The sequence below is a fragment of the Zoogloea sp. JDB1 genome (assembly GCF_056724025.1).
In genome coordinates, this window is record NZ_CM161496.1 from 5,015,066 (window position 1) to 5,029,207 (window position 14,142).

12 protein-coding genes are annotated in these 14,142 nt (G+C 68.4%); 4 read left to right on the forward strand and 8 right to left on the reverse strand.

Annotation, left to right across the window (positions count from 1 at the left end; translation table 11 throughout):
• Positions 1 to 20 precede the first annotated feature (20 nt).
• Together clpB and AC1PPK_RS22755 are read right to left on the reverse strand one after the other, a co-directional pair.
• Complete coding sequence (gene clpB / locus AC1PPK_RS22750) at positions 21 to 2,600, reverse strand: ATP-dependent chaperone ClpB (RefSeq protein ID WP_481115274.1); 2,580 nt, start codon at positions 2,598 to 2,600, stop codon at positions 21 to 23.
• A gap of 95 nt (positions 2,601 to 2,695) precedes the next feature.
• A complete protein-coding gene (locus AC1PPK_RS22755; protein WP_481115275.1) occupies positions 2,696 to 3,577 on the reverse strand; it encodes an alpha/beta fold hydrolase in 882 nt (293 codons plus the stop codon).
• A 109-nt stretch (positions 3,578 to 3,686) separates the two neighbouring features.
• Between AC1PPK_RS22755 and AC1PPK_RS22760 the strand changes: the two genes are divergently transcribed.
• A complete protein-coding gene (locus AC1PPK_RS22760) occupies positions 3,687 to 4,577 on the forward strand; it encodes a LysR family transcriptional regulator (protein WP_481115276.1) in 891 nt (296 codons plus the stop codon).
• Here the strand turns inward: AC1PPK_RS22760 and AC1PPK_RS22765 are convergent.
• The 5 genes from AC1PPK_RS22765 to AC1PPK_RS22785 are packed head-to-tail and all read right to left on the reverse strand — an operon-like array spanning position 4,574 to position 9,893.
• The gene (locus AC1PPK_RS22765) at positions 4,574 to 5,302 is read right to left on the reverse strand and encodes a ferredoxin reductase family protein (protein ID WP_481115277.1); all 729 of its coding nucleotides are present in this window, start codon (positions 5,300 to 5,302) and stop codon (positions 4,574 to 4,576) included. The two genes, AC1PPK_RS22760 and AC1PPK_RS22765, sit on opposite strands and share 4 nt — an antisense overlap.
• Complete coding sequence (locus AC1PPK_RS22770) at positions 5,218 to 5,601, reverse strand: ferric reductase-like transmembrane domain-containing protein (RefSeq protein ID WP_481115278.1); 384 nt, start codon at positions 5,599 to 5,601, stop codon at positions 5,218 to 5,220. Before AC1PPK_RS22770 ends, AC1PPK_RS22765 begins: the two co-directional genes overlap by 85 nt.
• A 58-nt stretch (positions 5,602 to 5,659) precedes the next feature.
• On the reverse strand, positions 5,660 to 6,733 hold the full coding sequence (locus AC1PPK_RS22775; protein ID WP_481115279.1) for a lipocalin-like domain-containing protein: 1,074 nt from the start codon (positions 6,731 to 6,733) through the stop codon (positions 5,660 to 5,662).
• The gene (locus AC1PPK_RS22780) at positions 6,733 to 9,228 is read right to left on the reverse strand and encodes an FtsX-like permease family protein (protein WP_481115280.1); all 2,496 of its coding nucleotides are present in this window, start codon (positions 9,226 to 9,228) and stop codon (positions 6,733 to 6,735) included. Before AC1PPK_RS22780 ends, AC1PPK_RS22775 begins: the two co-directional genes overlap by 1 nt.
• An 11-nt stretch (positions 9,229 to 9,239) precedes the next feature.
• Entirely contained in the window at positions 9,240 to 9,893 is a 654-nt protein-coding gene (locus AC1PPK_RS22785) for an ABC transporter ATP-binding protein (protein WP_481115281.1), read from the reverse strand.
• 240 nt (positions 9,894 to 10,133) lie between these two features.
• Here AC1PPK_RS22785 and hpnC point away from each other — a divergent pair, with 240 nt between their 5' ends.
• Genes hpnC through hpnE form a run of 3 tightly spaced genes read left to right on the forward strand, consistent with a single transcriptional unit; the run spans position 10,134 to position 13,117 of the window.
• Positions 10,134 to 10,955: a squalene synthase HpnC gene (hpnC, locus tag AC1PPK_RS22790; protein WP_481115282.1), complete on the forward strand. Its 822-nt coding sequence runs from the start codon at positions 10,134 to 10,136 to the stop codon at positions 10,953 to 10,955.
• 6 nt (positions 10,956 to 10,961) lie between these two features.
• Positions 10,962 to 11,798, forward strand: coding sequence for a presqualene diphosphate synthase HpnD (gene hpnD / locus AC1PPK_RS22795; RefSeq protein ID WP_481115283.1), 837 nt, complete (start codon positions 10,962 to 10,964; stop codon positions 11,796 to 11,798).
• Positions 11,798 to 13,117: a hydroxysqualene dehydroxylase HpnE gene (hpnE, locus tag AC1PPK_RS22800; protein WP_481115284.1), complete on the forward strand. Its 1,320-nt coding sequence runs from the start codon at positions 11,798 to 11,800 to the stop codon at positions 13,115 to 13,117. Before hpnD ends, hpnE begins: the two co-directional genes overlap by 1 nt.
• Positions 13,118 to 13,286: 169 nt before the next feature.
• On the opposite strand, the gene AC1PPK_RS22805 is transcribed toward hpnE, so the two are convergent.
• Positions 13,287 to 14,006 carry an ABC transporter ATP-binding protein gene (locus tag AC1PPK_RS22805; RefSeq protein WP_481115285.1) on the reverse strand — a complete coding sequence of 240 codons (720 nt, stop codon included), beginning with the start codon at positions 14,004 to 14,006 and terminating at the stop codon, positions 13,287 to 13,289.
• Between the last annotated feature and the right edge of the window lie 136 nt (positions 14,007 to 14,142).

The window sequence follows — 14,142 nt, forward strand, 5'->3', positions numbered from 1 at the left end:
GCCGCCGATCAGAACTGCGCTCAGGCCTTGGCGAAGAGGATGCGGCCGTTGTCGCTGCTCACGCGAATGGTGTCCTTGGCGGCGAACTGGCCTTCGAGGATACGCTTGGCGAGCGGGTTCTCGATGTGCTCCTGGATCGCCCGCTTGAGCGGCCGCGCGCCGAACACCGGGTCGAAACCGGCTTTGGCCAGTTCGAGCAAGGCGTCGTCGCTGACGTCCAGGTGCATCTCGAGCTTGGCCAGACGCTTTTCCAGGTAGGCCAGCTGGATCCGCGCAATGGACGCAATGTGTTTCTCGTCCAGGCCGTGGAAGACCACCACCTCGTCGATCCGGTTGATGAACTCCGGCCGGAAGTAGGTCTTCACCTCGCCCATCACCGCCAGCTTGATGACTTGGTAATCGTCACCGGACATCTGCTGGATCATCTGCGAGCCGAGGTTGCTGGTCATCACGATCACGGTGTTCTTGAAGTCCACCGTGCGCCCCTGGCCGTCGGTCATGCGGCCGTCGTCGAGGACTTGCAGCAGCACGTTGAAGACGTCCGGGTGGGCCTTCTCGACCTCGTCGAAGAGGATTACCGAATACGGCTTGCGACGCACCTGCTCGGTCAGGTACCCCCCCTCCTCGTAGCCCACGTAACCCGGAGGCGCGCCGATCAGGCGGGCCACCGAATGCTTCTCCATGAACTCGCTCATGTCGATGCGGATCAGGTGCTCTTCGCTGTCGAACAGGAACTCGGCCAGCGTCTTGCACAGCTCGGTCTTGCCGACCCCCGTGGGGCCGAGGAACAGGAAAGAGCCGTAGGGCCGGTTCTCGTCCGACAGGCCGGCGCGGGAACGGCGGATCGCGTCGGCCACCAGGCGCACTGCCTCGTCCTGGCCGACCACCCGCTGGTGCAGGCGCTCTTCCATCTTGAGCAGCTTCTCGCGCTCGCCCTGCATCATTTTGGAAACCGGGATGCCGGTGGCGCGGGACACTACCTCGGCGATCTCCTCGGTGCCCACTTCCGTGCGCAGCAGCTTGTTGACCGGCTTCGCATCACCGGTCGCCTCGGCCTTCTTGAGCTGGGCCTCCAGTTGCGGCAGCTTGCCGTACTGCAGCTCGGCCACTTTCTCGAGCTTGCCTTCCCGCTGCAGCTTGGCGATGTCGGCCTTCAGGCGGTCGATCTCCTCCTTGATCTGCGCCGAACCTTGCACCGCCGACTTCTCGGCCTTCCAGATTTCCTCCAGGTCCGAGTATTCCTTCTTGATGCGGGTGATCTCTTCCTCGATCAGGCCGAGGCGCTTGAGGGAGGCTTCGTCCTTCTCCTTCTGCACCGCGAGTTGCTCGATCTCCAGCTGGATGCGACGACGCTCGAGCTTGTCCATCACCTCCGGCTTGGAGTCGATCTCCATCTTGATGCGCGACGCCGCCTCGTCGATCAGGTCGATGGCCTTGTCCGGCAGGAAGCGGTCGGTGATGTAGCGGTGGCTCAGCTCGGCCGCGGCGACGATGGCCGGGTCGGTGATGTCCACGCCGTGGTGCAACTCGTACTTCTCCTTCAGGCCGCGCAGGATGGCGATCGTCGATTCGACGGAGGGCTCTTCCACCAGCACCTTCTGGAAGCGACGCTCCAGCGCGGCGTCCTTCTCGATGTACTTGCGATATTCGTCCAGCGTGGTCGCGCCGATGCAGTGCAGCTCGCCGCGGGCCAGCGCCGGCTTGAGCATGTTGCCGGCGTCGATGGCGCCCTCGGCCTTGCCGGCGCCGACCATCGTGTGGATCTCGTCGATGAACAGGATGATCTTGCCTTCATCCTTGGCAATGTCGTTGAGCACCGCCTTCAGGCGCTCCTCGAACTCGCCGCGGTACTTGGCGCCGGCCAAGAGGCCGGCCATGTCGAGGACCAGCACCTTCTTGCCCTTCAGGGTCTCCGGCACTTCCTCATTGACGATGCGCTGGGCCAGCCCTTCGACGATGGCGGTCTTGCCGACGCCCGGCTCGCCGATCAGCACCGGGTTGTTCTTGGTACGCCGCTGCAGGATCTGGATCGCCCGGCGGATCTCGTCGTCACGGCCGATGACCGGGTCAAGCTTGCCCTGGCGGGCGCGCTCGGTGAGATCCACGCAGAACTTCTTGAGGGCTTCACGCTGGCTCTCGGCATCCGCGCTGCCCACGTTCTGGCCGCCGCGCACGGCATCGATGGCCTGTTCCAGCGCCTTCTTGGTAAGGCCGTTTTCCTTCAGCAGACGGCCGGTCTCGCCCTTATCGTCGGCCAGCGCGAGAAGGAACATCTCGCTGGCGATGAACTCGTCGCCGCGCTGCTGGGCGGCCTTGTCGGTGAGGTTGAACAGGTTGCTCAGATCGCGCCCGACGGACACATCACCGCCATGGCCCTGCACCTTGGGCAGGCGCTCGAAGGCCTTGATCAGCGCCGCCTTCAGGCCGCCCACATTGACGCCGGCGCGCTGCAGCAAGGACGTGGTGCTGCCATCCTCCTGGCTGAGCAGAGCCAGCAGCAGGTGCTGGGGTTCGATGAACTGCTGGTCGTTGCCGACGGCGAGGCTCTGGGCCTCGGCGAGGGCTTGCTGGAACTTAGTGGTGAGCTTGTCGTAGCGCATAAGGCCTCCGGATTTTGGTCTGAGGCCTAAATGGGGGAGCGGGGGCAAACTTCAAGGCCACCCGGCGCAGCCAGCTGATCTATATCAAACCGGACTCAGCGCAAGCCGTCGAGAAAAGCCATGACCCGCGCTGCAACCAGTTCCGGCGCTTCCACATGGGGGTAGTGACCGCCGCCCTCCAGCAGCAGGCTTTCGCCGCGTAGCAAGGCGGTAATGAGACGGGCCTCGTCAGCCGGATCGGCGAAATCCGGATCGTCGGTGCCCATCACCACCAGACTGGGCACGCGGACCTGGTCGAGGATCGCGTCCGTGTCGGCCTTCGACAAGCCGATCATCGTCTCCAGCGCCTGCATGCGACCTGGTTCGCGCAGGCTGCGGGCCAGGCGCTCGCGCTGCGCCGCCTGGTCGGGCGGCGGCGCCAGCGGAAACAGGCTGTCCCAGTATTTCAGCCAGAAAACCGTCCGCCATGGCCCGGCAAAGCCCAGCCACAGGACGGCCCTCATCCACGGCGAAGCCGGCAGATCGCGTAGAACCGGGCCAAGCAATACCGTGCCGCGCACCCGCTCCGGAGCATCATGGGCTGCCCACAGGGCAGCACCGGCAGCAAAGGAGTTGCCGAGCACCACAGCCGACGGCGCACCAAGGTGATCCATCAGCGCCAACACATCGCCGCCGAGCGCGTGGGCCGAGTAGTCCGCCCACACGACGCTCGACTCGCCCTGCCCGCGCACATCCATGCTCACCACCCGATGGCCCGCCGCCGCCAGCAGCGGGCGCAGGAAACGGTACTGGGAGCGCAGATCGCCCATGCCGGGCAGCGCGATGAGAAGCGGACCGTCGCCGCCGCTGTCGTCGTAGGCAAGCAGTCCACCGTCACGCGCCAGGAAGCGGGTGGCGGAAATCGGTCCGAGCTCTTCGGCGGCAATCGGGGTGGTCAAGAAAGCAGCCAGCAACAACAGGGAGGGCAGGAGCTTCATCGTCGTGACGTCCAGCGAGAGGGGAATGGCGTCACTGTAGGGATTTGGCCCCCATACGAAAATTGCCAAAACTCGTTGAGAGGCTATACATTTTCGTATGAGCTCGACCTTGCCCGACGAACCAGACTGGGACCTCTATCGCAGCTTCCTGCACGTCTTGCGCGAAGGCAGCCTGTCCGGCGCCGCGCGCACCCTCGGCACCACGCAGCCGACCGTCGGACGCCGCCTGCAAGCCCTGGAGACCGCCCTCGGGTGCACGCTGTTCATCCGCACGCAGACCGGCCTGCAGGCCACTGACACCGCTCGGCGCCTGGCCGCGCCAGCCGCAGCGATGGCCGCCCAGGCCGGCGCGCTGCGGCGGGCCGCCTCCGCTGGCAACGACGACATCGCCGGCACGGTGCGCCTCACCGCCAGCGAAACCGTCGGCGGCGAGGTGTTGCCGGCCATCCTCACCGACCTGCAGGCCGCCCACCCGGCGATCCGCATCGAACTGGCGCTGACAAATCGCAATGAAGACCTGCTGCAGCGGGAAGCCGACATCGCGGTGCGCATGCTCCGCCCGAGCCAGGACGCCCTCGTCGCCCGCCGCATCGGCACGCTGGCCATCGGCCTCTACGCCCACCGCCGCTACGCGGAACGGCGCGGCCTGCCGGCAAGGATCGAAGAACTGGCCGGCCACGCGCTGATCGGCTTCGACCGGGACGCCAACGCATTGCGCACCCTGCAACAAAGTGGCCTGCCGCTGACGCCCGAGGACTTTGCCTTCCGCTCCGACAGCGAGCACGCCCAGCACGCCGCCCTCCTCGCCGGCCTCGGCATCGGCGCCTGCCAAGCCGGCATCGCGGCGCGCCACCCGGAGCTGCAGCCGGTGCTACCGGGCCAGGTACGCTTCGAACTGGAGATGTGGCTGGCGATGCACGAAGATCTGCGCGACGACCCGCGCATCCGGCGGGTCTTCGACTTCCTGGCCGACGGGCTGGTACGCCACGCCCGCGGCTAGCGCATCTGGAACAGCTCCTGGTGGAAGTCCGCATCGGCCAGCCCGTGGGCAACAAAGTCTTCCCGCAGGGCCTGCCCGAAAGCCGGCGGACCGCAGAACCAGACACTGGCATCTGCCCACTCGGGCACCGCGGCGCGGATGCGGTCGCCATCCAGCCGGCCGTCCCTCTTCCCGACCAGCAGGTGCAGGCGCACGCCGGCCGCCGCTGCATCGGCCACCAGCTTGTCGATGGCAGCCTGCTCGAAATCCACGGTCGGATGGAACAGGTCGATGCTTTGCGTGCCCGCGGTGCGAGCGAGCTGCTTCATCCGCGCGACGAAAGGCGTGATGCCGATGCCTGCCCCGACCCAGATCTGGCGGGACTTGCGGTCCTCTAAATCGAAACAACCGTAGGGGCCTTCAACACGCACCGGCATGCCCACGCGCAAGCTGTCGCGCAGACGGCCGGTGTGGTCGCCGAGGGCCTTGGTGATGAAGACGATCCGGCGCTCGGCAGCATCCCAGGCCGACGCGATGGTGTAGGGATGGGCGCCTCCCTTCGGGTTGGAGGTCACGAAGGCGAACTGCCCCGCCGTGTGCCCGGACCAGCCCTCATCGAGCCGGATCGCCGTTTCAAGCACGCGCAGTTCCGGGTAGTAGGTCAGCGACTCGATATGCCCGCCAACCCGCCGCCGGACGGCGGCTTGCGCGGCGGCTTGACCAGCCAGCCCCAGCCGACCATCCACTTGGTGCCCTTCGCCACCCACCAGTGCAGCACGCCGGCAACCAGCGCCGCGATGCCCAGCCACTTGTGCAGGCGGTACATCTTGTCGAGCCCGTCCAGATGCGGCTCCAGCCACTTCGGCCGCACCGCCAGCAACATGCCGACGCTCATCGCCCCGATGGCGATCACACCGCTGAACTGGACAAAGACCGTCCGGAAGGAAAAATAGGTAAAGGGCTCCGGCACCAGCGTGTCGGCCAGCAGCCACAGCCCGGCGAGCGCCAGCAAGGACGCCCCCAAGACGAGTTTGATGCGCTTCATGATCCATCTCGAAACATGGCGCAGCATGCCCACGCCGACTTCATGGCGGCACTACGGATTAACCGACGCGGATACGCTCACCGTAGCCGGTCATCTCCAGGTAACCGCGACCCACTTCCCGTCCGCCTTCGATGACCCGCACCGCCCCCTCCCAGTACATTGAACCGGTGGAGCGACGGCTGTCCAGCTCCTGGTCGTCGAGCAGCGGGCGCAACCCGAATTCCCGCTCGCCGACGCGCAGCCGCCATTCCACCGGATAAGTGATGCCCGTGCGCGGCGAACGCCATTCCCGACCGGACGTAAAGGCGACCTCCGCCGGACGCATGACCCGCGCGCCACCGCCAGCCAGTTGCCAAGTCGCCGCCGCCCACAGCGCCCGCCCCTGCCCATCGCGCAGGCGGAAGGCCATCAGCGCGCTGCCGTCATCCAGGTTGAGGCCAACCCAATCCCAGCCCTTGGCGCCGTCCGGCAGCAGCTCGCTGGACCATTCGTGGTCCAACCAGGCCTGGCCGCGCACGGGCAGTTGCCTCCCGTCGAGGGTCACGCTGCCGCTCACCGCCAGCTGCGGGCGGCTGTAATAGTAGCTGGCGTGGCGCGGATCGGCAGCCTTGGCGCTGAAGCCGCCCTGGCCGTTGAGCAGCGGCGGCCCCGCCGGTCGCAGCTCCAGCGAGTAGGCGAAATCCTCGGCATGCACTTCGGCGCGGTAACGCTCGCCATCCAGCGCGAAACGCCAGTCGCCGACCCATACGCCGGTGCGCCCCAACTCGAAGCCAGCCCGCCCGAAACCAACTCGCGCAGAGCACTCCCCGTGGCGCAGGCGTCCCAGGCGCGGATCGGCGATTGCCGCGTGGGCCAGGATCAACTGGCGCGGCGAAAAGGCGCTCGGGCTGTCCTCCCCCACACCGGTCCGGACACGGAAGAAGGTCGTCTGGAAGCCCAGCGGACTGCCGTCCGGCAGGCTCAGCCAGCCGGTGGCGTACCACCACTCGGTACGGAAATCCGGGTGGGCGCCATGGTCGGCCGGAAAGACCAGCCGCCGGCCCGGCAGCACCGGCGCGAAATCCGCCGCCGCCCTGGCGGAACGCCCGGCCGCCCCGAGGGCCAGTGCCAGCAGGAAACGACGCCGCTCCATCACCAGTCCTCCCGCACCGCCAGCACCGCGTCCTGACGCATCGCCTGGCGCCCGGCAAGCACTGCGGCGAGCGCCGCCAGCGCCACCAGGCCAAGGCCGAAAATCAGCAGCGACAGCCACGGCACATGCAAGTCCATGCTCCAGTGGAAGCTCTGCCGATTGACCACCTCGATCAACACAAGCCCGATCGCCCCACCCGCCAGCAGACCGGCCAGCACGCCGACACCGGCCGCCAGCGCGCCCTCCTGGGCCAGCATCCAACCAATCTGGCGGCGCGTCAGCCCGAGGTGGCGCAGCATGCCGAACTCCTTCCGGCGGGCCGCCGCCAGCGCCGCGAAGCTGGCCGCCACGCCAGCCAGGCCGATGGCCACCGCTACCGCTTCGAGCAGGTAAGTCACCGCGAAGGTGCGGTCGAAGATGCGTAGCGTGATCGCCCGGATCTCTCCCGGGAAGGCCACCTCCAGCACGCCAGGGCCGGCCAGCGCGGTCAGTGCTCTGGCCATGCGCAGCGCATCGGCGCCGGGTGCCAGGTGGATCGCCGCGTCATTGACGAGGCGGTCGCCGGTCAGGCGGCGATAGGCGTCCAGGTCGATCATCACCGCGCCGGTCTGGCGCGCGTAGTCCCGCCACACGCCGGCCACCGTCAGGCGCACCGGCTTGCCGGCCAGTGGCAGCTCGACCTGCTGACCGGGCTGCCAGCCGTACAAGTCCTGCATGGCCTCGGAGATCCACAGCGCCGGCCCGTCCACCGCCACGGCCCGCCCGACCAGCGGCAGGCCGCCGCCGGCCGCCGACACCGGCCGCGCCAGCAGGGCCACCGGCGCCTGCCCGGCAGCGAGGCGCAGGCCGTCGTGGCGGGTGAATGCCACGGCGCCGACGCCGGACGTCGCGGCGATGCGCGCCTGCAGGGCCTCGTCCAGATAGCTGCCGGACTGGGCGCGGCCGGCGCGCAGGTAGAGGTCGGCCGGCAGCAACTGGGTCAGCCACTGGTCCACCGAATCCCGGAAGGACGCCACCATGATCGCCATCGCCGCCGCCAGCGCAACGCTGGTCAGCACGCCGGCGGCGGCCACCACCGCATGGCCGGGCGCAGCGGCGAGCCGGGCCACCGCCAGGCGTGCTGCCACCGGCCCACCGCCGGGCAGCAGACGGGCCAGCAGCGCGGCAATGGACGGCAACAGCAGCACCGCCCCGGCCAGCACGCAGGCCACCGCCAGATAACCGCCGAGGGGCAAGCCATTCACCGGCGGGATCGCGCAGGCCGCCAGGCTGACCACCAGCAGCGTCAAGCCGACCAGCGGATGGCCGCGCCCGCCGTGCAGCGCGGCTTCGTCGCCAGCTTTCAGAGCCTGGGCCGGCGCCACCGTGGCCGCCTCCTGAGCCGGCAGCCAGGCCCCCGCCACGCCGGCCACGACGCCGAGCAAAGCATAGACGGCGCTGGCCAGCGGCTGGAACTGCAGGCGCGGCGCCAGGCCGGCGAAATAGCCGGCGCCCAGGTCGCCACCAAGCAGCGCCAGCGCGCCCCACGCCAGGCCATGGCCAACCGCCACGCCAAGCACGCCGCCGAGCAGGCCGACCGCCGCGCCCTCGCCGATCAACCAGCCAAACAGCGTTCGCCGCGACAGGCCGATGGCGCGCAGGAAGGCGAATTCGCTGCGTCGGCGCACCACCGACAAGGCCTGCGCCGAAAAGACCAGGAAGCCGCCAGTGAGCAGCGCGATCGCCGCCAGCAAAGTCAGATTCACCCGGTAGGCCCGCGACAGGTTGGCCGCCTGGTCCGCCTCGGCGGCCGGCGTCTCCACCAGCACACCGTCCGGTAATTCGGCCTGCAGGCTGCGCCGGGCGGTTTCCGCATCGACGCCGCCCTTCAGGCGCAGATCGATGCGGGTTAGGTGGCCGAGCTTGCCGAACAGGGTCTGTACGGCGGCGATGTCCATCACGCCAAGGCGGCGTCCGTCGCCCATCGCCGGCAGATCGCCGGCCACTTTCAGCGCGACCTCCGCGCTGCCGGCCTGCACGCGCAGCAAGCCGCCCGTTTTCACGCCGAGCGCGTCGGCCGCCGCGTGGGACAGGAAAACCCCGTCGCCGGCGAAGATCGCGTAGCGGTCGCCGCTGTCGGCGCGGGGCAACAGCTGCGGCGTGACCCGCGCCAGCACGAAGGCATCGACGCCCAGCACCTGCAGGGACTCGTCGCGCCCCACCAGCCGCACCTCGACCTCCAGCACTGGACTGGCCTCGGCTACGTCCGGATGGGCCGCCAGCCGCGCGTAGAGCTGTTCGTCGAAGCCACCGCGCGGCCCGACCACCTGCAGATCCGCAGCACCCGCCATGTTGCGCAGGCCCCGGTCGAACTCCGACAACGCCGCCTCATGCACGGCCTGCACGGCCATGCCCAGCGCCACGCCGAGCACGATGGCGACCAACGAGAACAGCGTCGTCAGCCGCCGCCGGGCCAGGGAGCCGAGGAATACCGGCGCCAGGCGCCTCCACCCCATCACCTGTCCGCTCACCCGCGCAAGCCTTCCGCCGTCAGATGCAGAATCCGGTCGGCGGTCGCCGCCGCCTCCAGCGAATGGGTGACCAGGATGCCGATCGTCCCGGCGGTGCGAATGCGTTCGGCCAGCAGGGCCAGCACCCGCGCCGCATTGGCCGGGTCCAGGTTGCCAGTCGGCTCGTCGGCGAGCACTAGGCGCGGCGTATGAACCAGCGCCCGGGCAATAGCGACCCGCTGCATCTCGCCACCCGACAGCTCCCGCGGCCAGCTACCAGCCCGCGCGCCCAGCCCCACCGCGTCGAGCAGCTGGCGGGCCGGGCCGTCGGCGACCTCCCGCTCGACGCCCTGCAGCCACAGGGGCAGCGCCACGTTCTGAATCACGTCGAGGTGCGGCAGAATATGGAAGGCTTGGAACACGAAGCCCAGCTTGTCGCGACGCAGACGGGTCAGCGCGTCCTCATCGTGCTGCGCATAGTCCTCGCCGTCGAGACGCAAGCTGCCACTGTCGGGCCGGTCCAGTCCGGCGATGAGGTTCAGCAGCGTGGACTTGCCGACCCCCGACTCGCCGACGATGGCCACATACTCGCCAGGAGCAAGGCGCAGGGAAATGTTCTGCAGCACGGTCCGGTCATTGAAGCTGCGGGACAGGTTTTCGATTTCGAGCATGGACTGGGACGAAGCGGAACAGCTGAACGAAATTAGGGAGAGGAATCAGCAGCTGAGTTTGCCACGGCAGGGATTGGTTCCCATCCGGGCCATGGAAGCACATTCGCGCCCCGACGGACACCGCCTGGACGTATCTGCGCGCAAATTTGCCTCCATAGTGACCTACGCCGCGGAAATTCCCCGCCGCGGCAGCACTGCCACCGCCTGTGGCCGGGCGCCGCGGGTATACTCCGCGCGCCGATGCCCGTCGAACACTACGAGAACTTTCCCGTCGCCTCCTTCCTGCTGCCGGCGCACCTGCGCGAGCCGGTAGAGGCCATCTACGCCTTTGCCCGCAGCGCCGACGACATCGCCGACGAGGGCGATGCGACACCAATCATGCGTCTGGCGCGCCTCAACGACTACAAGCGGGCACTGCTGGCGATCGAGCAGTATCGCCCCTTCGACGATCCGACGCTGGAACCGATCTTCAAGCGCCTGAGCCGCAACATCCGCGACTTCGGGCTGCCGATGCAGCTCTTCCGCGACCTGCTGGATGCCTTCAGCCAGGACGTGGGCAAGACCCGCTACGCGGACTTCGACGAACTGTGCGACTACTGCCGCCGCTCGGCCAACCCGGTCGGGCGCCTGCTGCTGCACCTCTACGACGAAGCGACGCCGGACAACCTGGTCCTGTCCGACCGGATCTGCACCAGCCTGCAACTCATCAATTTCTGGCAGGACGTGGCGGTGGACTGGCAGAAGCAGCGCATCTACCTGCCACAGGCCGAACTCGAACGCTTCGGCGTCAGCGAAGCCTGCATCGCCGACGGCCGCGTGACGCCGCATTTCACCGCGCTGATGGATTTCCAGATCCAGCGCACCCGCTGCATGATGCTGCGCGGCGCCCCCCTCGCCCACCGCCTGCCCGGCCGCATCGGCTGGGAGCTGCGCCTCGTGGTACAGGGCGGACTCGCGATACTCGACAAGATCGAGGCGAACGGCTACGACGTGTTCCGCCGCCGTCCGACCCTCGGCAAGACAGACTGGCCGCGCCTCGCCTGGCGCGCCCTCACCCGGTAGCGCCCCATGACCGATCCCCACGCCTATTGCCAGGAGAAGGCCGCCAGCAGCGGCTCCAGCTTCTACTACAGCTTCATGTTCCTGCCCCCCGAGCGGCGTCAGGCGATCACCGCCTTGTACGCTTTCTGCCGGGAGGTAAACGACGTGGTGGACGAATGCCACGACATGCAGATCGCCCAGGCCAAGCTCGACTGGTGGCGCATGCAGGTGGCCCAGGTCTATGACGGTGCACCGGAACACCCGGTTGGCCAGGCCCTCCAGCAGATCAACAAGCAGTTCCCGTTGCCCCGCGAACAGCTGCTCGAAATCATCGACGGCATGCAGATGGACCTGCAGCAGACCCGCTACCTGGACTGGAAGGCGCTGCAACTGTACTGCTACCGTGTGGCCAGCGTGGTCGGCCTGCTGTCCGCCGAGATCTTCGGCTACAGCAACCGCCAGACCCTGAAATACGCCCACGACCTAGGCATGGCCTTCCAGCTCACCAACATCATCCGCGACGTGGGCGAGGACGCCCGCCGCGGCCGCATCTACCTGCCTATCGACGAGTTGCAGCGCTTCAACGTGCCGGCCCGGCAGATCCTCGACGGCCAGCATTCGGACAGCTTCCGCGAGCTGATGACCTTCCAGACCCAGCGCGCGCGCCAGTTCTACGACCAGGCCTTTGCCCTGCTACCGGACGAGGACCGCAAGACCCAGCGCCCCGGCCTGGTGATGGCGGCGATCTATCGCACCCTGCTCGACGAGATCGAGGCCGACGGCTTCCAGGTGCTCGACCGGCGCACTTCGCTGACGCCGCTGCGCAAGATCTGGATCGCCGGGCGTACCTGGCTGCGCGGCTGATGAACACCGGCCCCGACATCGCCGTCATCGGCGGCGGCTACGCCGGCTTCGCGGCTGCCGTCACGCTGGCCCGCGGCGGGGCCAAGGTCACGCTGTTCGAATCCTCCCGCGTACTCGGCGGGCGCGCCCGCGTGGTGGACAAGGACGGCTACCGAGTCGACAACGGCCAGCACATCCTGCTCGGCGCCTATACCGAAACCCTGCGCCTGCTGCGCCTGGTGGGCGTCAGGCCGAGCGTGCTGGAAACACGCAAGCTGGCGCTGGTCTATCCGGGCGAATGCACGCTGCGCGCCGCCCCGCTGCCGGCACCGCTGCACCTGGCCATCGGCCTCCTCGGCGCCAAGGGCCTGGACTGGCGTGACAAGCTGGCGATGGCGCGGCTGATGCGCAGCCTCAAGGCCCGCAAGTTCCGCGTCGAACCGGATCGCCCGGTCGCCGAACTGCTCGCCGAAACCGCCCAGACCGAACGCCTAACCCGCCTGATCTGGGAGCCCCTGTGCGTAGCGGCCCTCAACACGCCGGTCGCCGACGCGTCGGCGCAGGTCTTCGCCAATGTGCTGCGCGACAGCCTGGCCGCCAGTGCTTCCGCATCGGACCTGCTGCTGCCGCGGCTGGACCTGTCCGAGCTGTTCCCCGTACCGGCGTCCCGCTGGCTGGCGATGCGCGGCCACACGGTGCGCACCGCCGAACCGATCAAGGCCATCGAGAGCATCGGCGGCGGCTACCGCCTCGACGGCGACCCGTGGACCACGCTGTTCGAACATGTGGTGATCGCCACCGCGCCCTATCATGTCGCACCGCTGGTGGAGACGCTGCCGGCGATGGCGCCGGTGGTGGCCGGCCTCGCCACACTGCGCCACGAACCCATCGTCACCGCCTGGCTGGCCTTCGACGGGCCGCTGAACTTCCCGGAGCCGATGATCGGCCTCAGCGGCGGCTACGGCCAGTGGGCCTTCGACCGCGCCGCGCTGGGCGGTGAGCAAGGCCTGGTCAGCGTGGTCATCAGCGCCCGTGGCGCCCATCAGGAAATCAGCAAGGAAGCGCTCGAAGTCGCGCTGCTGCAGGAGTTGCAGCAGGTGCTCGGCCCACTGCCGGCGCTGGCCTGGTCGCAGATCATCACCGAGAAGCGCGCCACGTTCTCGTGCACGCCGGGCCTCGCCCGCCCTGGCGTCGCCACGCCGCAGCCCGGCCTGTGGCTGGCCGGCGACTACGTCGCGTCGGACTACCCGGCCACCATCGAATCGGCGGTGCGCAGCGGTGTGCAGGCCGGCCGCAGCATCCTCAAACGCTGCGGGCTGAAGGAACAGATCCTGCCGTAAGCCGACGCCCATCGGACAAGCCTGCGGGGTAAGCCCGGGGGAACGAAGCCGTTCGCTCTACGCGGCTTTCATCGCATCCGCCCGCACAAGGCCAACCCTACACAGCCAGCTAGGAGCAGCCCCCATAAGTCAGCCATTCCGGAAGATGGCCGCCACAGAAAATCCGCTGTTACACCAGCTTGCCGGCGGAAAGGCGCAGGCTGCGCCCGCAGCGCTCCGCCAGGCTGATATCGTGGGTGACCAGCACGAGGGTCGTGCCGGATTCGACGTTGAGGGAGAACATCAACTCGATGACCGCCTCACCGGTAGCCACGTCCAGGTTGCCAGTCGGCTCGTCGGCCAGCACCAGCGCCGGGCGCGGAGCAAAGGCGCGGGCCACCGCAACGCGCTGCTGCTCGCCGCCGGACAGCTGGCGTGGGTAATGCCCCAGGCGGCCACCCAGGCCAACCCGCTGCAGCCAGCCCTCCGCTTCCTGGCGGGCATCCTTCCGCCCGGCCAATTCCAACGGCAGCATCACGTTTTCGAGGGCCGTCAGGGCCGGCAGCAGCTGAAAGGACTGGAACACGAAGCCCACACATTCGCCGCGCAGTGCAGCGCGGCCGTCCTCATCGAGGGCAAACAGGTCCTGCCCGCGGATATGCACGGAGCCGCCGGACGGCGAATCCAGCCCGGCCAGCAGGCCCAGCAGTGTGGACTTGCCGGAGCCGGATGCGCCGACGATGGCCACCGCCTCGCCGGCGGCAATGCTGAAGGAAACGTCCTCCAGGATGTGCAGCGTGCCGCCGTCGTCGGCGGCCACGCTGCGGCTCAGATGTTTGACGTCGACCACGGGCGCCAGCGCGGCCACTGTGGATGAAGAATCAGATCGGGTTCGGGTCAGCATGGCCATGTGGAGTGGATTTTCGGCGATAGGTTCAGCACCGGTACGCGGCTGTCCGCAATTATTCCGGCCCTGGATGACATCCCGCCACCGGCCGCAGCCCGTCAACGAACAAGGGCAGCCCGCAGGCTGCCCTTGATGCACG

What these genes read in the sequence shown, in the direction of transcription:
- AC1PPK_RS22805 (WP_481115285.1), bottom strand. Translation starts at nt 14,006, where the DNA reads ATGGCCATGCTGACCCGAACCCGATCTGATTCTTCATCCACAGTGGCC.
- hpnC (WP_481115282.1), top strand. Translation starts at nt 10,134, where the DNA reads ATGCCCGTCGAACACTACGAGAACTTTCCCGTCGCCTCCTTCCTGCTG.
- AC1PPK_RS22770 (WP_481115278.1), bottom strand. Translation starts at nt 5,601, where the DNA reads ATGAAGCGCATCAAACTCGTCTTGGGGGCGTCCTTGCTGGCGCTCGCC.
- hpnE (WP_481115284.1), top strand. Translation starts at nt 11,798, where the DNA reads ATGAACACCGGCCCCGACATCGCCGTCATCGGCGGCGGCTACGCCGGC.
- AC1PPK_RS22775 (WP_481115279.1), bottom strand. Translation starts at nt 6,733, where the DNA reads ATGGAGCGGCGTCGTTTCCTGCTGGCACTGGCCCTCGGGGCGGCCGGG.
- AC1PPK_RS22785 (WP_481115281.1), bottom strand. Translation starts at nt 9,893, where the DNA reads ATGCTCGAAATCGAAAACCTGTCCCGCAGCTTCAATGACCGGACCGTG.
- AC1PPK_RS22780 (WP_481115280.1), bottom strand. Translation starts at nt 9,228, where the DNA reads ATGGGGTGGAGGCGCCTGGCGCCGGTATTCCTCGGCTCCCTGGCCCGG.
- AC1PPK_RS22755 (WP_481115275.1), bottom strand. Translation starts at nt 3,577, where the DNA reads ATGAAGCTCCTGCCCTCCCTGTTGTTGCTGGCTGCTTTCTTGACCACC.
- hpnD (WP_481115283.1), top strand. Translation starts at nt 10,962, where the DNA reads ATGACCGATCCCCACGCCTATTGCCAGGAGAAGGCCGCCAGCAGCGGC.
- clpB (WP_481115274.1), bottom strand. Translation starts at nt 2,600, where the DNA reads ATGCGCTACGACAAGCTCACCACTAAGTTCCAGCAAGCCCTCGCCGAG.